Source organism: Natronorubrum amylolyticum (assembly GCF_052040145.1).
In the GTDB taxonomy this organism is placed as follows: domain Archaea; phylum Halobacteriota; class Halobacteria; order Halobacteriales; family Natrialbaceae; genus Natronorubrum.
Genome location: NZ_JBPPFW010000003.1, coordinates 353,716 through 377,321, shown reverse-complemented (window position 1 = coordinate 377,321; position 23,606 = coordinate 353,716). Strand labels below are relative to the sequence as shown.

Sequence of the window (23,606 nt, the reverse complement as noted above, 5' to 3'; positions counted from 1 at the left end):
AGTCTCCGTTAGTGATCGCTCGAGTCGTCGTCCGAATCGAGCCGCGAGAAGACGACAACCGGCTGTTCGCTTTCGGTGATCAGTCGATACGAATCGTTGCCCGAGAGCAGTCGATGGAGTCGACCGCTCGGCCGAGTAGCGAATCCGATCGCCGTCGCGTCGACCTCCGCTGCTGCGGCGAGGATTTCGTCGACGACGTCGGTGCCGTATCGGAGTTCGCGCCGGATTTCCGGCCCGTCAGGGAACCGATCCTCGACGATCGAAAAGATCCGTTCGGCCTGCAACCGGCGGGCCTCGAGCGGCGCTTTGTCCATGTAGCCCTCCGTCTTCTCGATGACGTGAACGACCGTGATTCGCTCGACCGAGTCGTCGAGAACTGGCTCGAGTGCGTCACAGGTCGCCCTCGCGTCGTCCTCGTTCGCAACCGGGACGACCGTGTGGGTCATGATGGAGTCCGTCACGGGTTGGTCCTCGTGTTGAGCGCCGACCGTTCATAGCGTTGTTCTCCCAACATGCTTGCATCACTGACGGCATTCAGGATTCAACAATATAAACCCACTAGATTTACGCTTTCAGTAATACTACTCTTAACTAGGGTTCGTATATCGCCCTATTCTTCGAGTAGATGCAGTGAGCCGTTGAAATACGGCGGTAAACGATCGAAAAGGACGACTCTTTCAGTACTGGTTGCCGTACCCACGCGTATGAGCATTCGTCTCGACGACGTGAACAAGCGCATTATTCACGCGCTGATGGGAGACGCACGGAACACGTCTGCACCGATGATCGCCGAAGAAGTGGGGGTCTCACCCGCGACAATTCGAAACCGGATCAGCCAGTTAGAGGATGCGGGAATCATCAGGGGCTACCACGCGAACGTCGATTTCGACGCGGCCGACGAGATGCTTACGACGCTCTACGTAGCGACGGCCCCCATCGAAGAACGCGCGCGGCTCGCCCAACAGGCGCGAACGATCACCGGCGTCGTCAACGTCCGCGAGTTCATGGCCGGCGAGGAGAACCTTCACGTGCTCGCCACCGGGGACACTATCGAAGCCGTAAACGACGTCGCTCGCGAGTTGACGACGCTCGGCATCGGGATCGACGACGAGAAATTCCTCCGAACGGAGCAGTTCCAGTCGTACCAGCCCTTCGGCCCTACCGAGACGCATCAACAGTTCTCGGACTACATCAGTCTCGCCGGCGGCAACGAAGTCATCGAACTAACCGTCGATGACGACGCACCGATCGCCGGCATGACGCTCGAGCACGCCGACAACGAGGGTCTCCTCGAGGACGGATTACTCGTCGTCTCGATCGAGCGTGACGATTCAGTCCTGACGCCGACGGGAGCGAGCGAAGTACAGGCCGGTGACATTCTGACGGTCCTCTCTCGAGGTGGGTTTACGGACACCATGCTCGATGCGTTCGAAGCGGCGGAACGCTAGCCACGAACTACTGAAGAGTCAATAGACTTATCTCGAGAGATCGAATCAGAACGGAGTATATGAATACCGTTCCGGAATCAAAAATTGAGGTGGTCGTATTCCCTATTTCGCGGATGCGACCCGGGTGGGGTGGCAGCAACGATGCCTGACGGAGATCAGGAACTCGCGCGGGATCTGGGCTTTCTCGAGGCCTACACCCTCGGTCTCGGGACGATGATCGGGGCGGGGATCTTCGTCCTGCCGGGAATCGTCGCCGAGAGCGCGGGCCCCGCGAGCATGATCTCGTTCGTGATCGGCGGCGTCGTCGCCCTACTCGCGGCGCTGTCGCTCTCGGAACTGGCGACCGGGATGCCGAAAGCCGGCGGGAGCTACTACTACGTCAATCACGCCCTGGGCAGTTTCTTCGGGACGATCGTCGGCTGGGGGATGTGGGCCGGGTTGATGTTCGCGACGGCGTTCTACATGCTCGGCTTCGGACAGTACCTGCTCAATCAGCCGTCGGACGCGTTCGCCGTCATCCTCGCGGGCGTGGCGATGGCCGCACTGCTCGTCGGGGTCAACTATCGGGGCGTCAAGGAGACGGGCTCGTTGCAGAACGTCATCGTTATCCTGCTCGTCGGTCTCATTACGGTCTTCATCGCCGTCGGACTCACAGGCATCGATACCGATCTCCTCTCGCCGTTCGTCCGCGAAGGTGAGGGCTGGCCGGTCGTCGCGGCCACCGCGGGCACGGTGTTCGTGACGTTCATCGGCTTCGAGGTGATCGCGACCAGCGCCGAGGAGATCAAAGAGCCCGGTCGCAACCTGCCGCTGTCGATGATCGCGGCCGTCGTCACGCCGACGATCCTCTACGTCCTCGTGATGCTCGTCAGTACGGGGACGCTCCCCGTCCCGGAACTGGCCGCCTCGGACGTCCCCGTCGCCGACGTCGCCGCCGCGGCCGCCGGGCAGTTCGGCGCGCTCGCCCTCGGCGACTACACGCTCGAGTTGGCCACCGTCGGCTCGTTCGTGATGATCACCGGGGCGATTCTGGCGACCATTTCCTCGGCGAACGCGTCGATCCTCTCGGCCGCGCGAGTCAACTTCGCGATGGGGCGGGACAAGATCCTCACGAACTGGCTCAACAAGATCCACAACGAGTACCGAACGCCGTACCGAGCGATCCTCGCGACCGGCGCCGTCATCCTCGTCCTCATCGCCAGTCCGCTCCCGATAGACACGCTCGCGGACGTGGCGAGTTTCATGTTCCTCATCACGTACGCGCTCGTCCACGCGGCCGTCGTCGTCCTGCGGCGCGCCGAACCGGACGAGTACGATCCGGATTTCCGGATTCCGTCGGTGCTGTACCCGGTCGTGCCGGCGCTCGGCTTCGTCGCCTGCCTGGCCGTCATGCTCCAGATGGCGAGGACGGTCCAGTTGATCGGCCTCGGGATCATCGTCGTCGGTATCGTCTGGTACCAGTTCTACGCGAAAGAGAAGGCGATTTCGACGACGCTGATCGGCGAAGCGGTCGCTCCGGCGGAACGGGAGGGCCTCGAACAGGAGGCCTACCGGGTCGTCGTTCCCGTCTCGAACCCCGCGACACAGGGGACGCTCCTGAAGTACGCGGCCGCGAGCGCGGCGAGTCAGGACGGGCAGGCCGAACTCGTCGCGATCAACGTGATCGAAGTGCCACCGCAGACCTCGCCCGCACAGATCGAGTTCGAGGAGGAACGCGTCGAGCGCCAACAGGAACTGCTCGAGAGCGTCCGCGACGCGGCGGAAGGGCTCGACGTCGCGGTCCGGACGCGCGCGATCGTCGGACGGAACGCCGGGGAGACGCTGCTCTCGGTCATCGACGAGGAAAGCGCCGACCACATGCTGCTCGGGTGGGCCGGCGAACGTCGCCGTCGGGACGTCCTCTTCGGATCGACGATCGATCCGGTCCTCGAGCGCGCGCCGTGTGACGTGACGCTGGTTAAGGATCCGACCGAATCGCCGGGGAGTATTGTGACGCTCGCGGGTGGCGGCCCGCACGCGTCGACGTCCGCGCGACGGGCGGGCGAACTCAAGCGAGCGTTCCCCGACAGTACGCTGACGCTGTTGAACGTCCAGTCGGAACCGGAGCCAGCGGGCGACGAGGATGCCGAGCCGATCGATCCGAACGCGGTCGGTCGTGAGATGATCGCCGACGTCGCCGAGGAGGCTCGACTCGCGGACGGCGAGTACGATTCGCGAGTCATCGTCGACGACGACGTCCGCGAGACGCTGGTCGACGCTGTCACCGAGTACGACACCGTCGTCGTCGGCGCCACGGGGACCAGCACCGTCGCGCAGGCGTTGTACGGTTCGATTCCACAGCAGATCGTTCGGGAGAGCGACGGGACGGTCGTCATGGCCCGCGGCGAACAGCGAGCGCCGCGAACGTTCCGTCAGGCGCTGATCCAGCGACTCGAGGGCTAACCCGACGCCAGGTCTCCGATACCTATCTTCCCGCGACCACGTGGGTTTCGGGGGCGTTATCGTGTGCGCGACCGCTGTACCGAGCGTTTGAGGATTCGATTGACAGCCCAGACGACCCAGGCGAAAATGAGTACGATGAACGCGCCCATTTCGATACGGACGAACGAACCGTGCCAGATAGAGAGGACGGCCGCCACGAGTACGATCGACGTGGCAGTAACGGTAAAGACATCGAAAAACGTCACCGGCCGGCGAACGCTTGGCAGTCGGACCATCTCAACTGGCTATCCCTACGAGGCGAACGTATATAGATCGCGGGAGGATCGGTACGAACGACCGACCGTGGTCGACACGCCGGTGTCGAGCCGTCTCGCCTCGTCTCGGCACCGATCATCCACAGTTGGAATCGATTACAGTGCAACGATAAACGACCGACAGCTCCGGATGATCATGTCGTCGACGGCACCGGGTATGACCGCATGAGTGTACGCGTCGATTGGCGGGCAAGCGTCTCCCTCACTGGGACCGTCTGCAAGTATCTCGCCCTCGCACTGCTAGTGCCACTGATCGTCGCCGTCGTCTACCAGGAAGATATCCTCGTCTTCGTCGCTGCCATCGTGATTACCGTCACCATCGGGTACCTCCTCGAGCGACTCGATCCGAATCCGGACCTCAAACCGCGGGAAGCACTGTTGCTGGTCGCACTCGCGTGGTTCGCCGTCGCGGTCATCGGCGCAGTTCCGTACCTCATCGCGGGCTACGGCACCGAATCGACGCTCAGGCATCCGGTGAACGCGCTCTTCGAGTCGATGTCCGGGTTTACGACCACAGGAGCGACCGTACTGGGCGAGATCTCGACCGATCGCCACTCCCACGCGATCATGATGTGGCGACAGCTCACCCAGTGGCTCGGCGGGATGGGAATCATCGTTCTGATGATCGCGATCTTGCCGGAGCTCGCCGTCAACGGTGCCCAACTCATTCGGACTGAGGCACCCGGGCCGGAGTTCCAGAAGCTCACGCCGAAGATCGCCGAGACAGCCCGTATTCTCTGGCTCGTCTACTTCGGGTTTACCATCGTCCTCATCGGGCTGCTCTACGGGCTTCACCTCGTCGGGCTGGCACCCAACATGCACTTCTACAACGCGGTCGCCCACGGTTTTACAACCCTGCCGACCGGCGGATTTTCACCCGAAGCGAACAGTATCGCAGCCTTCGCCGCAGTCGTCCAGTGGGTCATTATCCCCTTCATGGTCATCGCGGGAACGAACTTCGCTCTCTTCTGGTACGTCCTTCACGGTGAGCCCCGCCGATTCATCCAAAACACCGAGTTCCGAGCCTACGCTGGTGCGATCGCTGCCCTGATCGGCGTTCTCGGCGCACTGCTGTACAGCGGTGCAGCACCGCCACTGGGGCAACTCGGTGGGACGACCGAGGGGACGACCGAACCGGCACTTCGGCAGGCCGCGTTCCAGATCAGCTCCCTGATGAACTCGACGGGATTCGCGACGAGCGACTTCGCCGAGTGGGATACGAGCGGCCAGATCGTCCTCCTGTTCGCGATGTTCATCGGCGGAAGCGCCGGCTCGACCGGCGGCGGGATCAAGGTCATCCGGTGGCTGGTCGTCTGGAAAGTGGCCCGACGGGAACTGTTCACGGCCGCCCACCCCGAGGGTGTCAAACCGATTCGCCTCGGCGGCTACGTCGTGGACGAAGACGTCATCCGCGGCGTGCTCGGTTTTACGCTCCTGTATCTGCTCCTCTTTGTCTTCGCGACGGTGTTCATCGTACTCGACGCGGCCCGAGCCGGCTACTCGATCTCCATCCTCGAGGCCATCAGCGCGAGCATCGCGACCATCGGGAACATCGGGCCGGGATTCGGGACGCTCGGCCCGTTCGGCAGCTACCTCGAGTTCCCGACGTCCTCGAAACTGCTGATGATCTTCCTGATGTGGGTCGGCCGACTCGAGATTATTCCGGTGCTCGTCCTCTTTACGGGTGCGTTCTGGAAGCGGTAACCGTGCCTGACGTGCTCGCGGGCGAACAGCTGGTCGCGACCGTCGTGGAGCTCACTGCCGGCCGGACTGATCTCGACGCGCTCGAGCGAGCGCAACTGGAGTACTTCCAGACACTCGATCGGTACGGACTCGCGACGCGCACGGACCGAGTGTGGGCGTCCTCGAGAAGAAATCGAGGCCCGCGGAAGTGTTAAGAGTCGGAGTGCGAATGGGAGTTCAGTTCGGCTAGGTGCTCGTCCCGGAGCTCCGCGGGCGTCCACTCTCCGTCGAGCAGGCGCCGAATCTGGGAGACGAGTTGCTGGCCGGCGAGGACGTCCGACTGGCTGACGTACAGCGCGCCCGCCTCGAGCAGTTCGAGGGCGATCGTTCGGTCGCTGGCTCGCAGCGTGATATCCGCGTCGAACTCGAACGAGAGGAGCCGCCGTGAGACGGCGTCGGAATCGACCGTCGAGACGATGATCCGCGCGTCGTCGACCCGTGCTTTCTCCCAGCCGTATCGCTCCATCGCGTCGCCGAACACGTAGTTGCGACACTCCGTGACGACCGCCTCCCTGTGAGCCGGGTCGTTCTCGATGACGACGTACTGCCGATCGGCGTCCTCGCAGGCCTCGATCAGTTTCCGGCCGTGTCGACCGTAGCCGACGATGATCACGTGGTCGGAGAGTTCGGCCGGAACGTCGCTCAGTTCGTCGATCTTCTCGTGGTTGGCGGAGAGCACACCGAAGTCGTTCAGCGCGCGGTAGATCCGTTCGTCGTAGCGCTGTGTAAAACTCGAGACCACCATCGTCACTGCGGCGGCGAAGATGATCGCGTCGAACACCGACTGCGTCAACAGCCCGAGTATCAGCGCTTCGATCGCGATGATCAGCGCGAACTCGCTGACCTGATCGCTGCTGAGACTGGCCAGCGTCGCCGACCGCGTCTCGTAGCCGCGGGAGACCAGGATCGCCGTGGTGATCGCCGGCTTCACCACGACGGTCAGGAGGACGAGCCCGCCCGCGAGGAGGAGCTTCTCGACGGAGTCGGTCCAGCCGACGTCGACGAACGGCAGAACGACGAGCGCACCGATCGTCAGGAAAAAGATGGCAACGAAAAAGTCCTTGATCGACTCGAGGCCGTTGAACAGCCCGAGGTACTCGACGGGGTCGTGTCGAACGGCGAGCCCGGCGGCGAACGCGCCGACGGCGATCGAAATGCCGGCGTACTCGGCCGCGCCGACGAAGAGCGCGAGCAAAGAGACGACGCCGAGGACCATGAGTTCGTCCGAGTCGTCCGCGAGTCGGCCGATTGCGCCGAACAGGAACCGGTTGACGAGCACCGCAGCGACGAGCAGCGCCAGTCCGTAGCCGATCACCGTCGCGACGGGACCGGGATCGAGCGTGCCGACGCTCAAGACGAGTACGAACAGGATCGCCAGCAGGTCCTGCGAGAAGTGGATCGATCTGGCCAGACGCCCGTGGATCAGATTCGTGTTGATTTCCGTCTGCAGCAGTGCGGTGCCGACGATCGTCGACGAGAGCGCCGCCGCTGCACCGAAGAAGATCGCTTCGCGTGGCGGGACTCCGAGGAGGACGCCGAGCCCGAACCCGAGCGAGCCGACGACGAGAACCTGGGCGAGCGCGGCGATTTCGCTGTCGACGATCACCATCCGGACGGCGGAGATATCGATCTCGACGCCGAAGGCGAACACGAGCAGCGCGATGCCGTACTGTGCGAGCTCGAGCGTGAGCGCTTCGTCGATCCCGAAGGCGTCCAATCCGAAGCCGGCGACGATCCCCGCGAGAACCAGCAAGGGAACGGTTGGGAGATCGAATCGGTTGGCGACCAGCAGGAACGGCCCGGCCACGATGAACATGATCGAGACGGCGGTGAGCAGTTCAGTCATTGAGTCCACCCCCGAGTCGCTCGTACGTATCTGGGAACGGCTCCGAACTCGCGAGTAGTTCGACGTCGCCGTCCATTACCTTCTCGAGGCGTTCGTCCTCCGCGAGGTACGCCCGGAGGTAGTCCGCGAGTCGTTCACCCGCGAGATGCGGCGTCATGATCACGCAGTGGGCGCCCCTGTCGTAGAGCTCGCGCGCGTCCTCGACGCGCTCGGCCTCGACGAACACCGTCGCGTCGTCGCTGACCTCTCTCAGCAGCGCCTTGTTCACCGCAGGCTCGACCGACGAGGAGAGTGCGAAATCTGCCTTCTTTACGGCCGCGTCCTTTCGAATCGTCGCGTTGCGGAAGTCGCCGTAGATGGCGTCGTACCCCTCCGCCTCAAGGGCCTCGATGTGATCGACGGTCCTGTCGACGACGACGACGTCCTCGTAGTGGTCGGCGAGCAGCGGGAGCGCGTTTCGCGTTACGTCGTCGTAGCCGACGACGATCGCGTGATCGCGGTACTCCCGCTTGCCGCCCTCGAACTCGCCGTCGGAGCTCCACCGACGGATCGTCGGTTCGAACCGCTCGAACAGCGGATGGCTGAACTCGATGAAGTAGACCGAGACCGCCATCGTGAAGATCGCGAGCAAGGTCATGAAGCCGAGCACCTCCGCGTTGATGAAGCCGCCCTCGAATGCGACGGCGGCGACGATGATCCCGAACTCGCTGACCTGGATCATGTTGATACTCCCGAGGAACGTCGTCTCGGTGTCGAACCCCTGCCAGTCGAGCAGGGAGAAGAAGACGAGGAACTTGATCGGCATCAAGAGTAGCGCGGCGATGATCGCCTCTTGCCAGTAGGCGAGCAGTTGGCTCGCCTCGAGGTCGAGCGCGACGGAGACGAAAAACACCATGACGAACAGGTCGGTCAGCGGGTTGACCCGGTCCTGTAACTCCTTGCTGTAAGGGAGTTGGGCGATGGCCAGCCCGGCCATGAACGCGCCCATCTCGATCGAGAGGTAGGCTTCGATACCCAGTGGAGCGAGAAAGAGGTTGATGTTGTCGGAGACGAAGACGAACAGGAACGCCCACGAGATGGCGATGAGGAAGAACACCTCCTTGTTGTCGGCGATCCGTCTGAAGACGACCGGTAACACGGTCTGGGAGGCACCGACGGCCACGACGGTAACGAGCGCAACGAGGACGAGCACGACGCCGAGCGTCGTCGCAACCTCGCCGAGGCTCTCCGGCCGTCCCGCCGCGAGCACCGCCAGAATAATGACGACGACGACGTCCTGGACGAGCAACACGCCGACGTCGATCTTGCCGTGTAGCGAGGTCGCCTCGTCCTTGTCGGTGAGCATCTTGATCACGACCGCGGTGGAGCTGTACATCACCGCGAGGCCGATCAGGAACGACTCGAGGAGGCCGAACCCGAGCGCAAGCGAGATGGCCGCACCCGCGAGAAAGACGGCGGCCATCTGCGGGAGCGAAATCTTGACGATCGGTGTGAGAACGTGTTGAATCTCGTCGAGTCGCATCTTGATCCCGAGCAAGAAGAGGAGAAAGGCGAGTCCGAGTTCGGAGAGCAACTCGGTGAGTTCGCTGACGCCGATGAGATCTAGGGCCGCCGGACCGAGGACCACCCCCGCGAGAATGTAGGCGATGATCGTCGGCTGTCCCGTCTGCTTTGCGATGAATCCAGCGAGTGTCGCACCCAGTAAGATGATAGCGAAATCGACAGTAAGCGCTATCTCGGAGACCATTCGGTTGATCGTTCTATTCGAATCGATTAATAGTTCCGAAAGCGATTCTATTCGGGGCTCGTGACCGGTCGACGAGATTCCGTTCGGCGGTCGATGACGACATGCAGAGCGTCCGTCTCAACCATTTTAAGTGAGAGGCCGATAGCTACAGATGTATGACGATCTACGAAAGCAATCTCCCCGGCGTAGGGAAGAAATACGAGGTCGAGCTCGAGAACGGGGAGCGACTCGTCATCGTGACCCACAACACGGGGAAACGGGAAGTCTACACGAAGGAAAACGAGGACGCTGACAGCAAAAAGGTGTTCGAGGCCTCCGATCGTCTCGCCAGAAAGATCGGGACGATCCTCGAGGGCGCGTACTTCCAGCCGGTCCAGACCGATCGGGTGGAGACGATGCTGTCGGACAACACGTTCATCGAGTGGTACGGCGTGACGAAAGACGCCGAAATTGCCGGCAAGAGTATTTCTGATGCACAAATTCGAGAACGGGTCGGCGTCTCGATTATCGCGGTCCAGCGAGACGACGAACTCATCACGCCACCCACACCCGAGACCGTGATGGAGCCCGGCGACACGCTCGTCGTCGTCGGCGACCGCGAGGACTGTATCGAGTTCGAGAAACTGCTCGGCGAAAAGAGTGGAGCCTGACGCATCGATGCTGACGACGTTGGAGGTGACAGAGAGTGGCGACTGAAACGACGGCACTGATCGATATTGGCGTCCTCTTTGCGGCCGTTGCTCTCGCGGGACTCCTCGCGAACCGTATCAACCAGTCGGTAATCCCGTTCTACATCGTTATCGGGATGCTCCTCGGCGAGTACGTGCTTGGCGACATCGACTTCCCCGCACTGCTCGGCACGGATCTGATCCCTCACGGCTCGGAACTGGCGCTCGTCGAAACCGACTTCATTCACCTCGGTGCTGAACTCGGGATCGTCATGTTGCTATTCTTCCTCGGTCTCGAGTTCAATCTCGAGCGCCTGATCGCGGCCAAAGAGAAGATCGGGAAGGCAGGCACGTGGGACCTTGGGATCAACTTCGGGATCGGGCTGGTCCTCGGCTGGGTTCTCTTCGGGGAGTTCCTTCCCGCGTTCCTCACCGCCGGGATCGTCTACATCTCCTCGAGTGCGATTATCACCAAGTCGTTGATCGATCTCGGCTGGATCGCCAACGACGAATCCGATCCGATGCTCGGCACGCTGGTCTACGAGGATCTGTTCATCGCGGTCTATCTGGCCATCGCCTCGGCGCTCGTCCTCGGCGGCGGCGACGTCGGCGAGGCACTGGGCCAGATCGGAATCGCGGTCGGCTTCATCCTCGTCTTGCTCCTGCTCGTATACTTCGGTACGGAGTGGTTCCAGCGAAGCCTCGAGACCGACTCCCACGAATTCATCGTGCTCCGGGCGCTCGGGATCACGGTGCTGGTCTCGGGAGCCGCACTCGCGCTGGGGGTCAGCGAGGCCGTCGCCGCGTTCTTCGTCGGTATGGCCTTTTCCTCGACCACCCACGTCCACGACCTCGAGAACCTGCTCGAACCGGTTCGGGACACCTTTGCAGCGGTGTTTTTCTTCTGGATCGGCCTGATTACGGATCCGACGCTGTTCCTCGACGTCCTCTGGATCATCGCGGCAGCCGTCGTGCTGACGGCCCCGTCGAAGCTGGTCAGCGGCTACATCGGTGGACAGGTCTACGGTCTCAACGAGCGTCGATCGGTCCGCGTCGGACTCGGGATGACCACCCGCGGCGAGTTCTCGCTCATCATCGCGAGCATCGCGCTCGCCGGGGCTGGAACCGGTCTGGCGGAGGGCGTCGCGAACGACATCTACGCCTTCGCCGTCGGCTACGTGCTGTTCATGAGCATCCTCGGAACCACGCTCATGCAGTACTCCGGAAAGATCGAGTCCGTCGTCGTCCCGCGACTCGAGGCCAGATCCGAGCCGACGCCACAGCCGAGCGACGACTGACCGTTTACTCGAGTTTCGGTACCGTTTCCGCTTCACGCGCCGAGCAGAAGGGATAGCTTCAACCTCCTCGAGCGCCCGGTGACTTCCATGCCACGGGCGGTCGTCTTTGACCTCGATTACACGCTCGCCGTGCCCACGCAGGACCGAACGACTATCCTCCAGCGGGCCGCCGCCGAAGCCGGCGCGCCGGCGCTGACTCGCGAGGCCTACCTCGAGGCCCACCGGCGAAACCTCACCCGCGAGACGCGCGAACCCATCTTCGCGGATCTGCTCGAGGGCCGGGAGACCGACGCGGACCCGGCCGCTGTCGCCGACGCCTACCGCGAGACGATCGCAGCCTCGCTCGAGGCGCTGCCCGGCGTCGAAGCGATGCTCGAGGAGCTTCGCTCGGAGTACCGCGTCGGACTGCTCACCAACGGGCCGGTCCGCGCCCAGCGGGACAAGATCGCGACGCTCGGCTGGGAGCGCGCCTTCGACGCGGCGCTCGTGACGGGCGAACTCGAGGCCGGGAAACCGGATCGCCGCGCGTTCGAGGCGATCGCCGCCGAACTCGACGTCGATCCCGCTGACGTCGTCTACGTCGGCGACGAGGTCGAAGCCGACGTCTACGGGGCGACGAACGCCGGGATGGACGTCGTACAGGTGTTACTCGAGGACGGGCCGGGTCCCGACCCGCGAGCTGCCGATCACGTCGACCAGTCGGCTATCGCCGCGGAACTGCCGCAGATTCTCGACGCAATCGATTCTCCGGCCAAGTGAGCGAACGCACCGCTTGAAGCGGTCTACCGTGTGAGTGCCACCTCGAGAGCGGGTCGTCAATAGCTGATTGTAGTCGGTACGTCGAACGCATCGGACGCAACGCACTCGTCCGGCAGCCGAACGGCTCTCTGTCGTCTGGAGCCGTAGGTCCCTCGGTCGAGAGTAGCTCCCACCGCTCAGTCGGCACAAACCCCACAATATATAAAAAATAGTGAACCAGGCCCCATCATAATTTTATCTTTAGTCACGATACAAGGACATTCTGTTTATTTTATTCATTTTTAAGGGAGAAAGCTTATATAGAAAACAGAGAATTACAGGATCGTATGGCACGCGATACTGCAGAATCGGATGGCGGTAAAAACGGCGGCAAGCGGGCGTTTAGCGGCGATTACGCAGATAATAACACGTTGCTTGACCGTCGTTCGTACCTGAAACTCGCCGGTGCAACGACGGCGGCGGCGACCGCAGCGGCCGGTGCGGCGAGTGCGAGCGGTGACGATTACGACGTCATTACCGCCCGCGGACAGACGATCCGTCTCGGCAACGAGACGTGGGAGAACAAACTCATCGACGTCACCGGTGGCGGGAGCATCACCGTCGTCGTCGAGGGCGCGGCTACAATCCGCAACGTCGGGGTCGAGGGGCTCTATCAGGGAAGCAGCTTCATCTTCTCGATCACGAACACCGGCGGTACCGTCACCTTCGAGAACGTCTACATCGGCGACGGCGCGAACAAACGAGGCGAAAGCTTCGTTCACGGCCCCGGCGCCATCTTCTACCACCGGAGCGCGAACTGCCGCGTCGAGTTCGATCGAATGAACGTCCAAGGCTACCCGAACAACGGCTTTTACTGTTCCAACACTGCCCACGGCGGCAGCGTCCACTGGACCAACTGTTACGGGAAGAACAACGGCGTCACCACGTTCCGGACGGGATCCGGCCGCGACACGCTCGAGAACTGCGTGGCGTACAACGACAACACGGACTACTCGACGAGCTACGGTCGCTGGGGGAACTACTCCGAGAGTCACGGCCGACCGCTGTGGCACTGGGGCAACCAGACGATGACCGCCACGGACTGCAACTTCGCCGCCGGATCGTACGGCGCCGCGGCGATCACCCACCAGAACGGACGGATCGTTCTCGACGGCGGGAACATCTCCGGTGGAACACAGGGGAGAGTCGACACGTCTCGAGCGGGCTCCACCCCCGATCTCTCGATCCCGGACGGCGTCCCCACGTCGGCCGAAGCGGCCGCATCGGGCAGCTCCGGCGGCTCGATCGAGCCTCGCGGCGACTACGAGGACCTTCGACACACCTACGAGTTCGTCGCCGAGGGCGAGGACGAACCGACCGACTACTACTTCGAAATCGAGGACGGACCGATCGAGCCCTCGACGTACAACGGCGCGACCGTCGAGGACGACTTGATGTGGATCAGCGACGACGGAACCCGTGCCGCGGGCCGCGTCGTCGACGGCCGCCACGCCTGGGAGTTCGATACCAACATCATCGACGCGACTGTCGAGGGCCCCGCCCACGCGGTCGTCAACGACGTCGACTCGAACCTCGATCGCTACCCGCTCTCCGGCGCGACCGGCGACGGCTGGAAGGGCGATATGCCGTGGCACGACGAGGAGGAAGCCGACGAACCCGAAGAGGACGACGGCGACGACGAGGACGACCACGAGTTCGAACACACCTACGAGTTCGTCGCCGAGGGCGAAGACGAGCCGACGGATTACTACTTCGAGATCGAGGATGGGAGTCCTATCGTCCCGTCGACGTACAACGGGGCGACCATCGAGGACGACTTCATGTGGGTCAGCGACGACGGCACGCGAGCCGCCGGTCGCGTCGTCGACGGCCGTCACGCCTGGGAGTTCGATACGCTGCTCGTCGACGTCACCGTCGAAGGGCCGGCCGAACCGATCGTCAACGACCAGCAGTCACACCTCAGTCGCTATCCGCTCTCCGGTGCAACCGGGGACGAGTGGAAGGGCGACATGCCGTGGCACACCTCCGGCGAGCACACCTACGAGTTCGTCGCCGAGGGCGAGTCGGAGCCGACCGACTACTACTTCGAGATCGAAGACGGCAGCACTATCGTTCCGTCGACGTACAACGGCGCGACTATCGAGGACGACTACATGTGGGTCAGCGACGACGGAACCCGCGCCGCGGGCCGCGTCGTCGACGGCCGCCACGCCTGGGAGTTCGACACGCTGCTCGTCGACGTCACCGTCGAGGGCCCGGCGGAACCGATCGTCAACGACCAGCAATCACATCTCAGTCGCTACCCCCTCTCCGGTGCGACGGGCGACGGATGGAAAGGTGACATGCCGTGGCACGACGGCGACCTCGATCGAACGCTACTGATCGACGGGGTCGGCGCTTCGGGCAAGACCAAGTACGAATTCGTCGTCAGCGGCGACGTCGAACCGACGACGGACCAGGGGTCGTCGATCAATGACGACACCGAGATCGACGGCGGACACGTTACCGGTACGATCAACGGCTGGCGCGACGCGTTCAGCTTCAGCGGCGACCTCGAGTCGATCACGATCGACGGCTCGGCTCGCGTCTCGCTCGACGGCGAGCGGATCGATCCCAGCGAGTACGGCGACGAACTGCCACACATCCTGACGGTCGTCGGCAACGGCTCGCCGGCCGCCTACGACGTGAGCGTCGACGGCCGGATCGAGACGATCGCCTGGGACGCCTCGAGTCGGCACGCGACGGTGGACTCGGACGGTACGGCCAGCGGCGAGATCGAGGACGGCTACCACCGCTTCCGTTACGCCGGCTCGATCACCGATCTCTCGTTCGAGGAGGGGACGGCGTTCGTCTACGCCAACTCCGACCGTATCGACCCCGACGACTACTGAGACGGTCCGCTGTACCGAGTTACCGGAACTCGCGGGACGGCTCGCGGTTGCTCCGGAAATGACGTACAACGGTCCGTACGAGGTGCCGACAGATTCGCGGGTGCCATTTTTGCGGGGTTCGAAGCCCGTTACGACCAGTAGTATTCAACGAGAGAGACGCGGCGACGAGCGGGCAGCACCCGCTACTCGTTACGACGACCGGTTCACCGCCTGCACGACGTCCGTCGCCCGCTTCACCGCCGCACCGCTTTCGACAAACACGAGCGTCCGCGGCGGCTCCGTCGCCTTCGGGCGCACGCGCAACTCGAGGTCTGCAGCCGTCTCCGCTGCGACGTCCTGTTCGGCCTCGAACTCGAGGCGCGCGCGGTCGTCGTGAACGAACACCCGTGCGATCCGCTCGCCATCATAAGTTACATCGTACGCGCGCGAGCCGTCAGCCGTCGGCTCGACGTCGCGATCCGCGTTCGTGACGCGCGTCGACTCGAGCGTGCCGTCCTCGCGGCCGTCGAGTTCGGAGGCGAGCAGTTCGGCGATTCGGCGGCCGTCGGTGATCCGCGACTCGACCATGGCGGACATCGGTCGGCCGGAAACTAACGCGCTTCGGCTTCCGATTTGTTCGCGGCGACCTCGTCCGCGTCGAGACGCCTACGAGGTCTCGCCGTCGTTCAGCGCCGCCCGCGCGACGGGGACCAGGTCGGTCACGTCGATCCCCTCGCGGCGGGCGTAGACGACGGCGGCGGTTTCGATCGTGACGCCGAGGTCCTGTTGCAGCGTGTTGATCGCGCCGACGGCCTCGTGTTTCTCCACGCCCGCCGCGACGAGCGTATCGAGGACGCGCTCGAACGCGGAGCGTTCCTGCAGGAGGTCCTCGTCGGGGACGAACTCGTCGGGAACCGTTACGTCGGCGGGGTCGAACGTGACCTCGAGACCGTCGTCAACCGGCTCGAGCAGTCCCTCGCGCGTCGCGATATCGATCAGCCGTTTGGACTGGTCGGGGGAGAACCAGTCGCGGTCGAGCGAGAGTGCGACGACGAGTTCGTTTTCCTGCAGCTGTCGGCTCCCGTTCTGGATGAACGGTGCCGCGATCGCGACGCGAAGGCTCATGCACTGTGATGACCCGAACGACGAGATAATGGTGGCGGTTCCGACTGCCGGACGGGTCGGTTCGGTCCCGCTCGAGGGCAGCCGACTGGGTTCGATCCCCGCTCGAGGAAGCGGGTCGACCCTCGAGCGACGACGCGATCGGTCGGGGTTCGCCGTCAGTCGGAGGCGCGACCGCCGCCGTTGCGGTTGGCTCGAGACGGCGGCGGGAACTCGGTCGCGGTCGGTTCCGGCGTCTCCGGGAGGACACAGCGATCCGGTTCGCGGTTGACGTGTCGATACTGGTCCGGCGCGTTCGCGAGCGGGTGGGCGGGGTTCTGGTCGCTGTCGATGCGCGCGGCCCGGACCTCGCCGAAGCCGTTGAGCCGCGCCTGGATGCCCCGCCAGTGATACCGGGTCGCGGACGGGACGGAGATCGGACGCGGTGCTTTCCCGTCCGGGTGGTTCGTCGCGAGAATGGCGCTGTTGACGTTACTGGCGAGCGCATCGTGGTCGATGAGGACGCCGACGCGGGCGTCTCGAGGCGCACGCGCTGCCAGAACGTCGAGTCCGAGATGCAGCGCTCGATACTCAGCGACGTTGTTGTCCGGCGGCGTATCCGTGGTCGCGACGCGTGCGACACGGGTGCCGTCGCGCGTTTCGATGACGGCGCCCAGTCCACCGCCCGCCTTCCGGAAGGACCCATCGGTAGCGACGTAGAAGTCACGATGATGGGTCCGCGGCGGGTGAGCGATGTGGGGTGTGGGCGACTCGTCGAACAGGTCCCGCAGGGCGGACCGGCCGTGAGCGGCCATACTCGTAGTACGAGTCGAAGGTTTCTTAAAGTTATCCCAGGAATCTCCCCGTGAGACGGAACGGTGGGACGTTTATACTTCCCATTCGCTGCATAAAATTATACACCGGTGTACATATCACCGCATATGGACTGGCAGATACCAATATTTATAAATAATCATCCGGTTTGCTATTGAGTATGCAGGGTGCCAATTATTCACTTGACCGCCGAGCCCTTCTTCGGCGTACCGGGGCAGCAACGAGTATCGCGGGTCTCGCAGCCATCGCCGGCTGTATCGACGACTCGAACGGCGACGGCGACGACGAGTTCGTCGTCACGCAGGGAGAGTTCGCCTCGACCGTCGATCCGAACAATCACAACGACTCGCCGACCTACAACGTCCTCGATCAGGTGTACGAGCCGCTGTGGAACATCACGCACGAGGGGGAGCTCGAAGAGCGGATCGTCACCGAGTGGGACCACCCGGACGACAATACGATGGAGCTGACCATCCGCGACGACGTCGTCTTCCACGACGGAGAGGAGATGACCGCCTCCGACGTCGCGTACACGATCAATCGGGCCGTCGACGAGGAAGTCGGCATCACCAGCGAGCAGGCCGACCGATACCCCGGCGTCACCGGGGCCGAGGCCGAAGACGAGACGACGGTGCTGGTCGAACACGAGTCGGTCCCGTCCATCGTCGAGTTCAACGTCGCGACCGTCGCGACCGTCGTCAGCGAGGAGTGGATGGAAGACCGAGAGCAGCCCGAAAACGAGGAACTGAACGGAACCGGTCCGTACCAGGTCGAAGACTACACGCCGGGAGAGGAGATCATCCTCACCACGTTCGACGACTACTGGGGAGACGTCCCCGACATCGGACGAGTTCGGTTCCGCGGAGCAGATCAGGCGAGCACGCGCGTCTCGGAGCTCGAGACCGGAGAGAGCGACCTGATCGTCAACGTACCGCCGTCCGACGTCGCCACGTTCGACAACGTCGACGACGCCGAGATTCGGGAGGTCACCAGCCTCCGAAACATCTTCCTGGTGATGCCGAACGACGACGAGCCGTTCGACAGCCAGGAGTTCCGGCAGGCGATGAACTACGCCGTCGACGTCGACGCGATCATCACCAACGTGCTGGACGGCTTCGGCGAACCGAGCACGCAGCCGGTCCCCGAGGGTATTTTCGGTTACAACGAGGATCTCGACCCGTACCCACACGATCTCGACGAGGCGGAATCTCTGGTCGAGGATAGCGGCTACGCAGGCGCTGAGATCACCCTCGAGTCCCCGGAAGGTCGTTACCTCAACGACACCGAAGTCGCGGAGACGGCGGCCCAACAGATCAACGAACTCGACAACGTCGACTGTAACTTCCAAATTACCGACTTCGAGAGCCTCACCGAGTCGTCGCTCGACGCGGATCCGTCGACGTCGCCCGACTTCTTCCTCATCGGCTGGGGGAACCCGACGTACGACGCAGATTACGGACTGGCTCCGTGGTTCGTCGAGGGACAGGCCGCGTACAACTTCGTCGACGAGGACATCGAGGAGAAAATCCTCGAGAGTCAGCAGACCGCCGATCCCGACGAGCGGGAGGAACTGCTCCAGGAGATCAACGCCGACCTCTACGAGGCCGCGCCGTGGGTTTACCTCCACCGCGAGGAGAGCATCTACGGGATCCGATCCGACGTCGACTGGGACCCGCGCGCCGACGAGAGCATCTTCCTGGACGAGATGGGGCGATAACGGCCGAACGCACGGCAGAGCTACGTCGCGGCGGTAGCGTGGTAATCCAATATTTGTTCACTACAGCAGCAAAACGTACACGTATTAGATGTCTACAGGCAAGTTCCTCATCAAACGAATCCTCCAGGGTGTGTTCGTCATCTGGGGCGTCGTCACGGTGACGTTCGGTCTCAGAGCGATCGCACCCGGCGACCCCGTCGACCTGATCGTGGATCCCTCGACGTCGCCGGAACTCCGCGACAGAATCCGCGAAGAGATGGGCTTACACGAACCGATTTATATCCAGTATCTGGACTACCTCCAGGGTATTCTCGTCGGAGATCTGGGTTTCTCCTACCAGTCGCGTCGCGACGTCTCCGTCATGGTCATCGAACGCGTCCCGGCGACGCTCGAGTTGGCGATCGCCGCGACCGTCGTCGCGATCGTGATCGCGATTCCGCTGGGCGTCGTCAGCGCCACGAGACGCCACGAGCCGGCGGATTACGGTGCAACAACGTTCTCGCTGGTCGGGATAAGCACCCCGAACTTCTGGCTCGGTATCATGTTGATTCTGGTGCTGTCGGTTCGGTTCGGACTCTTCCCCGTGAGCCAACGACCGGTCAGTTTCTCGGATGCGATCATCGCGCTGGTGACGACCGGATACTTCAACGACATTATCACATGGTTCAGACATATTACGCTCCCGGCGATCACGCTGGGAACGTATTTTACGGCCCTTATTACGCGGTTGACTCGCAGCGGGATGATCGACGAACTCGGAAAGCCGTACGTGACGGCGACCGAAGCGAAAGGGCTTCCGAGCGTCCTGATCCGGTTCAAACATGTGTTGCGTAACACGATGATCCCGATCATCACCGTGCTCGGACTCCAACTCGGGACGTTGATCGGCGGGGCGGTCATCACCGAGCAGGTGTTCGACTGGCCCGGACTCGGAACGAGATTGATCTCGGCGCTGTACGCGGGTGACTGGCCCGTTATTCAGGGCATCCTCATCTTCATCGGCGTCGGATTCGTCCTCATCAATATCGTCGTGGACGCGCTGTACGCGTACCTCAACCCGCGGGTGGTCGACGAATGATCTCGGATCGACTCAAATCGAGTCTGAAGCGGGAGTTCGATCGGAGTCTGATGGCGAAAATCGGGCTCTCGATCGCGATCGTGATCATCCTGGTCGCGACGTTCGCGCCGATTCTCGCCACCCACAACCCGGGCACGACCGGTCACTTCGACGACGAGGGAAGCTCCTACCCGCCGATCGGGTCCACCTACGAAACCCACACGTGGGAGGAGAGTGACGGCGACCGGGAACGCGTTCCCCACACGGTCGAGTCGACCGGAGAGCACGTCCTCGGAACGAACAACCTCGGCCAGGACGTCTACTCGCGGGTGCTGTACGGCGCCCGAACGTCGCTGCTAGTCGGGCTAGTCGGAACCGGACTGGCCGCGGCGGTCGGGGTCCCGTTCGGGCTGGTCGCGGGCTACTTCGGCGGCCGGACCGACGACTCCATGATGCGGATCGCCGACATCATGCTGGCGTTCCCGTCGCTCGTGCTCGCGATCGCGCTGATCGGCGTCTTCGGACGGAGCGTCCAGTACATTCCCGACCCGATCGTGATGGCGGGCCTCGCCGACGGGATGCCCGAGTACGCCGTCTTACCGGGTACCGTGACGCTCGTCGTCGCGCTCGTCAACTGGGTCTGGTTCGCCCGCGTCGCACGCGGCGAAGCGCTCTCGATTCGCAACGAGGAGTACGTCAAGGCGGCGAAAAGTCTCGGCGCGAGCAACTGGACGATCCTGCGCAAACACGTCCTGCCGAACAGTCTCACGCCGATTATCGTCCTCGCGACGATTCAGGTCGCGGCGATCATCCTCCTCGAGAGCTCCCTGTCGTACCTCGGATTCTCCGGGACGACGCTCTCGTGGGGGTACGAGATCGCCCAGGGACAGGACTACCTTCGGACCGCGTGGTGGATCTCGACGATTCCGGGGGTCGCGATCGTGCTCGCCGTGATCAGCATCAATCTGCTCGGCGACTGGCTACGGGACGCCCTCGACCCGAACATCGAGGGAGAGGGAGGTGTCTAACGTGACAGACGATATCATCCGCGTCAACGGACTCTCGACTCGATTCTTCACCGAACAGGGGCAGGTAAACGCCGTCGACGATCTCGACTTGCGGATCGAACGCGGCGAGGTCTTCGGCATCGTCGGCGAGAGCGGGAGCGGGAAAAGCGTCACCGCGCGGTCGCTCATGGATCTCATCGACTCGCCGGGTCAGATCACCGACGGGGAGATCTGGTTCAACGACGCCGAGTTGGCCGAGGCCGTTCGAGACGATCACCCCGACGCGGTCGACGGCGAGTTCGTCGACCTCCTCGAGGTGCCCGAACGGACCCGGAGCGCGCTCCGCGGGACGTCCTTCAGCATGATCTTTCAGGATCCCGAGAGCAGTTTCAATCCGAGTCTCACGGTGGGCGAACAGCTCGCGGAGGCGGTTGAGGTCCAGCGCCGGGCGAGTGCGAACCCCCGTTCGACGCGAGCGCGGACGCAGTCGTCCGAGTACTCGTTTGGCTCGTATCTCCTCTCGACGGTGGTCCCGTCCCGACGGTACGTCAGCGAACAGAGTCGCGAACGGGCCGTCGAACTCCTCGAACTGGTCGGCATCCCCGACCCGGTCGAGCGGGCCGACGAGTACCCACACGAGTACTCCGGCGGGATGCTCCAGCGGGCGATGATCGCTCAGGCACTGGCGGGCGAACCCGACGTTCTGGTCGCCGACGAGCCCACCACCGCGCTCGACGTGACCATCCAGGCGCAGATTTTGGACCTGCTCGACGACCTCCAGACGGAGACCGGGATGACGATCCTGCTGATCACGCACAACCTCGGCGTCATCGCGCGGATGTGCGACCGCGTCGGAGTCATGTATGCCGGTGAAATCGTCGAGCGCGGCACGCTCGAGGACGTCTTCGACGACCACGTCCACCCCTACACGGCGGGGCTACTCGGCTCGGTTCCCGACCTCGAGGGTGCGGGGGGTCGACTGGAGCCGATTCCCGGGAACGTTCCCAGCTTGCTGGATCACGAGATGGGGGATCGGTGTCACTTCGCCGATCGCTGCCCGAAGGCGATGGAACGCTGTCTCGAGCATCCGCCCGAGTACTCGGCTCGGGGGAGCGACTATCACACGGCCCGCTGTGTCCTCGCCGAGTCGGAGTACGACGAAACGGAGGCGGTACCCGCGGGCTACTTCGACGACGCGGAGCGGCCGGCCGGGGACAAGCACGTCGATTCCGACGAGACCGACGACGCGCACCCGGAGGATCGAACCGCTCCCCACGCCGAGACCAGCGGAGGTGAGCACCAGTGAGTACCGATCGACCGCTCGTTCGCGTCGACGGCCTCGAGAAGTACTTCTGGGAGAACGACTCCATCCTCGACCGGCTGCTCGGTGAGGAGCCAGTTCCCGTTCGCGCCGTCGACGGCGTGAGCTTCGACATCCACGAGGGGGAAACCCTCGGCTTAGTCGGCGAGTCCGGCTGTGGTAAGTCGACGACCGGCGAAACCCTGTTACGGCTGCAGGATCCGACCGGGGGAACCGTCGAGTTCGACGGTCACGACGTCTACGAACTGGACGGATCCGAACTCACGGAGTTCCGACAGGAGGCCCAGGTCGTCTTCCAGGACCCGTTCTCGAGTCTCGATCCGCGAATGACGATCGGCGAGATCGTCAGACAGCCGCTCGATATCCACGACGTCGGTGCCGGCGAGGAGCGCCAACAGCGCGTTCGCAGCCTTCTCGAGCGCGTCGGACTCTCGTCGGATCAGCTCGATCGGTATCCTCACGAGTTCTCCGGCGGCCAACGACAGCGGATCGGGATCGCCCGTGCACTCGCCCTGGAGCCGGAGTTCATCGTCCTCGACGAGCCGACGTCGGCGCTCGACGTCTCGGTGCAGGCGCAGGTGCTGAACCTGCTCGACGACCTGCAAGCGGAGTTCGATCTGACCTACCTGCTGATCAGCCACGATCTCTCCGTGATTCGCCACGTCTGTGACCGCGTGGCCGTGATGTACCTCGGCGAGATCGTCGAGGTCGGACCCGTCGACGAGCTGTTCGAGGACCCGAGACACCCCTACACGCAGGCCTTACTCGAGAGCGTCCCGCGCGCCTCGACGGACGAACACGAGCGCGAGCGGGAGACGCTCGCCGGTGACGTCCCCTCGCCGCGTGATCCTCCCTCCGGCTGTCGGTTCCGGACGCGGTGTCCGATGGTGATTCCGCCGGCGGACCTCGATATCGAGCAGGATACCTATCGCGAGCTCATGACCGTCCGCCAGCGGATCGAAAGCCGCGACGTCTCGCTCGAGTCCGTCGGTGACGACGGCCGGTTCGAGCGCGGCGAGGACGGCATACCCGCCGCGGACGTTCCCGGGTTCGTCGCGGCACTGAAGGAGCGATTGCTCGACGAGAACCTTCCCCCGCGTCACGACGAAATTCTCGACGAAGCGCTTGCGGAACTGGCCGACGAGAACTGGGACGCCGCCGCCGATCGACTGCGGGCGTCCTACGAGAGCGTCTGCGAACGGGACTCCCCCGAACTCGAAACCGAGGACCATCCGGTCGCCTGCCACCTCCACGGCGAGGCCAGCGAGCGAACTGCCGAACCGGATTCGTGGACCTGATGGAACGTGTGAATACCGGGTCGGGGAATGGCGGGCTTACAGAATCGATGAATCGGTGGTATGACCGTTGAAACAGCCGAGAGTTGCGTAACCGGTGCCAACATAGCGTCGACCGTTCGGATCGGGGAGCCAATCT

General features: G+C 63.4%; 19 protein-coding genes. 13 read left to right on the top strand and 6 right to left on the bottom strand.

Annotated features, from left to right (window positions below):
- Positions 1-8: 8 nt before the first annotated feature.
- On the bottom strand, positions 9-461 hold the full coding sequence (locus ACSFDB_RS13185) for a universal stress protein (protein ID WP_440771439.1): 453 nt from the start codon (positions 459-461) through the stop codon (positions 9-11).
- A 243-nt stretch (positions 462-704) separates the two neighbouring features.
- Between ACSFDB_RS13185 and ACSFDB_RS13180 the strand changes: the two genes are divergently transcribed.
- From ACSFDB_RS13180 to ACSFDB_RS13165, 4 genes are all read left to right on the top strand, one after another.
- Positions 705-1,448: an Lrp/AsnC family transcriptional regulator gene (locus ACSFDB_RS13180; RefSeq protein ID WP_440771438.1), complete on the top strand. Its 744-nt coding sequence runs from the start codon at positions 705-707 to the stop codon at positions 1,446-1,448.
- Between the two features lie 141 nt (positions 1,449-1,589).
- Entirely contained in the window at positions 1,590-3,890 is a 2,301-nt protein-coding gene (locus tag ACSFDB_RS13175) for an amino acid permease (protein WP_440771437.1), read from the top strand.
- Positions 3,891-4,369: 479 nt separating this feature from the next.
- Positions 4,370-5,908 (top strand): TrkH family potassium uptake protein, encoded by a 1,539-nt coding sequence (locus ACSFDB_RS13170; protein WP_440771436.1) that lies wholly within the window; start codon positions 4,370-4,372, stop codon positions 5,906-5,908.
- Positions 5,909-5,910: 2 nt separating this feature from the next.
- On the top strand, positions 5,911-6,102 hold the full coding sequence (locus tag ACSFDB_RS13165; protein WP_440771435.1) for a hypothetical protein: 192 nt from the start codon (positions 5,911-5,913) through the stop codon (positions 6,100-6,102).
- On the opposite strand, the gene ACSFDB_RS13160 is transcribed toward ACSFDB_RS13165, so the two are convergent.
- Both ACSFDB_RS13160 and ACSFDB_RS13155 read right to left on the bottom strand, forming a co-directional pair.
- Positions 6,099-7,793, bottom strand: a complete 1,695-nt coding sequence (locus ACSFDB_RS13160; protein ID WP_440771434.1) for a cation:proton antiporter domain-containing protein — start codon at positions 7,791-7,793, stop codon at positions 6,099-6,101. The two genes, ACSFDB_RS13165 and ACSFDB_RS13160, sit on opposite strands and share 4 nt — an antisense overlap.
- Entirely contained in the window at positions 7,786-9,540 is a 1,755-nt protein-coding gene (locus ACSFDB_RS13155) for a cation:proton antiporter domain-containing protein (protein WP_440771433.1), read from the bottom strand. Before ACSFDB_RS13155 ends, ACSFDB_RS13160 begins: the two co-directional genes overlap by 8 nt.
- Before the next feature lie 155 nt (positions 9,541-9,695).
- On the opposite strand from ACSFDB_RS13155, the gene ACSFDB_RS13150 reads away from it, so the two are divergent.
- The 4 genes from ACSFDB_RS13150 (at position 9,696) to ACSFDB_RS13135 (ending at position 15,156) form a co-directional block, all read left to right on the top strand.
- The gene (locus ACSFDB_RS13150; protein ID WP_440771432.1) at positions 9,696-10,190 is read left to right on the top strand and encodes a cation:proton antiporter regulatory subunit; all 495 of its coding nucleotides are present in this window, start codon (positions 9,696-9,698) and stop codon (positions 10,188-10,190) included.
- A 35-nt stretch (positions 10,191-10,225) separates the two neighbouring features.
- Positions 10,226-11,506, top strand: a complete 1,281-nt coding sequence (locus ACSFDB_RS13145) for a cation:proton antiporter (protein WP_440771431.1) — start codon at positions 10,226-10,228, stop codon at positions 11,504-11,506.
- Positions 11,507-11,593: 87 nt separating this feature from the next.
- Positions 11,594-12,265, top strand: coding sequence for an HAD family hydrolase (locus ACSFDB_RS13140; RefSeq protein WP_440771430.1), 672 nt, complete (start codon positions 11,594-11,596; stop codon positions 12,263-12,265).
- Between the two features lie 326 nt (positions 12,266-12,591).
- Positions 12,592-15,156, top strand: coding sequence for an AsmA family protein (locus tag ACSFDB_RS13135; protein ID WP_440771429.1), 2,565 nt, complete (start codon positions 12,592-12,594; stop codon positions 15,154-15,156).
- A 189-nt stretch (positions 15,157-15,345) separates the two neighbouring features.
- On the opposite strand, the gene ACSFDB_RS13130 is transcribed toward ACSFDB_RS13135, so the two are convergent.
- The 3 genes from ACSFDB_RS13130 to ACSFDB_RS13120 all read right to left on the bottom strand — a co-directional run bounded on the left by ACSFDB_RS13130 (position 15,346) and on the right by ACSFDB_RS13120 (position 17,051).
- Positions 15,346-15,723, bottom strand: coding sequence for a DUF7993 family protein (locus ACSFDB_RS13130; protein WP_440771428.1), 378 nt, complete (start codon positions 15,721-15,723; stop codon positions 15,346-15,348).
- Positions 15,724-15,801: 78 nt separating this feature from the next.
- Positions 15,802-16,260, bottom strand: coding sequence for a DUF2240 family protein (locus tag ACSFDB_RS13125; protein ID WP_440771427.1), 459 nt, complete (start codon positions 16,258-16,260; stop codon positions 15,802-15,804).
- 155 nt (positions 16,261-16,415) lie between these two features.
- Positions 16,416-17,051 (bottom strand): ribonuclease H family protein, encoded by a 636-nt coding sequence (locus ACSFDB_RS13120; RefSeq protein WP_090303834.1) that lies wholly within the window; start codon positions 17,049-17,051, stop codon positions 16,416-16,418.
- 179 nt (positions 17,052-17,230) lie between these two features.
- Here ACSFDB_RS13120 and ACSFDB_RS13115 point away from each other — a divergent pair, with 179 nt between their 5' ends.
- The 5 genes from ACSFDB_RS13115 (at position 17,231) to ACSFDB_RS13095 (ending at position 23,470) form a co-directional block, all read left to right on the top strand.
- A complete protein-coding gene (locus tag ACSFDB_RS13115; protein ID WP_440771426.1) occupies positions 17,231-18,787 on the top strand; it encodes an ABC transporter substrate-binding protein in 1,557 nt (518 codons plus the stop codon).
- 88 nt (positions 18,788-18,875) lie between these two features.
- A complete protein-coding gene (locus tag ACSFDB_RS13110) occupies positions 18,876-19,865 on the top strand; it encodes an ABC transporter permease (RefSeq protein ID WP_440771425.1) in 990 nt (329 codons plus the stop codon).
- Entirely contained in the window at positions 19,862-20,872 is a 1,011-nt protein-coding gene (locus ACSFDB_RS13105; protein WP_440771424.1) for an ABC transporter permease, read from the top strand. Before ACSFDB_RS13110 ends, ACSFDB_RS13105 begins: the two co-directional genes overlap by 4 nt.
- 1 nt (position 20,873) lies before the next feature.
- Positions 20,874-22,157 carry an ABC transporter ATP-binding protein gene (locus ACSFDB_RS13100; RefSeq protein WP_440771423.1) on the top strand — a complete coding sequence of 428 codons (1,284 nt, stop codon included), beginning with the start codon at positions 20,874-20,876 and terminating at the stop codon, positions 22,155-22,157.
- Positions 22,154-23,470, top strand: a complete 1,317-nt coding sequence (locus tag ACSFDB_RS13095) for an ABC transporter ATP-binding protein (RefSeq protein WP_440771422.1) — start codon at positions 22,154-22,156, stop codon at positions 23,468-23,470. Before ACSFDB_RS13100 ends, ACSFDB_RS13095 begins: the two co-directional genes overlap by 4 nt.
- The last annotated feature ends 136 nt before the right edge of the window (positions 23,471-23,606 follow it).

Coding starts and splice junctions, on each gene's coding strand:
- ACSFDB_RS13160 (WP_440771434.1), bottom strand. CDS start 7,793: ATGACTGAACTGCTCACCGCCGTCTCGATCATGTTCATCGTGGCCGGG.
- ACSFDB_RS13120 (WP_090303834.1), bottom strand. CDS start 17,051: ATGGCCGCTCACGGCCGGTCCGCCCTGCGGGACCTGTTCGACGAGTCG.
- ACSFDB_RS13130 (WP_440771428.1), bottom strand. CDS start 15,723: ATGGTCGAGTCGCGGATCACCGACGGCCGCCGAATCGCCGAACTGCTC.
- ACSFDB_RS13175 (WP_440771437.1), top strand. CDS start 1,590: ATGCCTGACGGAGATCAGGAACTCGCGCGGGATCTGGGCTTTCTCGAG.
- ACSFDB_RS13115 (WP_440771426.1), top strand. CDS start 17,231: ATGCAGGGTGCCAATTATTCACTTGACCGCCGAGCCCTTCTTCGGCGT.
- ACSFDB_RS13135 (WP_440771429.1), top strand. CDS start 12,592: ATGGCACGCGATACTGCAGAATCGGATGGCGGTAAAAACGGCGGCAAG.
- ACSFDB_RS13180 (WP_440771438.1), top strand. CDS start 705: ATGAGCATTCGTCTCGACGACGTGAACAAGCGCATTATTCACGCGCTG.
- ACSFDB_RS13125 (WP_440771427.1), bottom strand. CDS start 16,260: ATGAGCCTTCGCGTCGCGATCGCGGCACCGTTCATCCAGAACGGGAGC.
- ACSFDB_RS13155 (WP_440771433.1), bottom strand. CDS start 9,540: ATGGTCTCCGAGATAGCGCTTACTGTCGATTTCGCTATCATCTTACTG.
- ACSFDB_RS13150 (WP_440771432.1), top strand. CDS start 9,696: ATGACGATCTACGAAAGCAATCTCCCCGGCGTAGGGAAGAAATACGAG.
- ACSFDB_RS13105 (WP_440771424.1), top strand. CDS start 19,862: ATGATCTCGGATCGACTCAAATCGAGTCTGAAGCGGGAGTTCGATCGG.
- ACSFDB_RS13170 (WP_440771436.1), top strand. CDS start 4,370: ATGAGTGTACGCGTCGATTGGCGGGCAAGCGTCTCCCTCACTGGGACC.
- ACSFDB_RS13140 (WP_440771430.1), top strand. CDS start 11,594: ATGCCACGGGCGGTCGTCTTTGACCTCGATTACACGCTCGCCGTGCCC.
- ACSFDB_RS13110 (WP_440771425.1), top strand. CDS start 18,876: ATGTCTACAGGCAAGTTCCTCATCAAACGAATCCTCCAGGGTGTGTTC.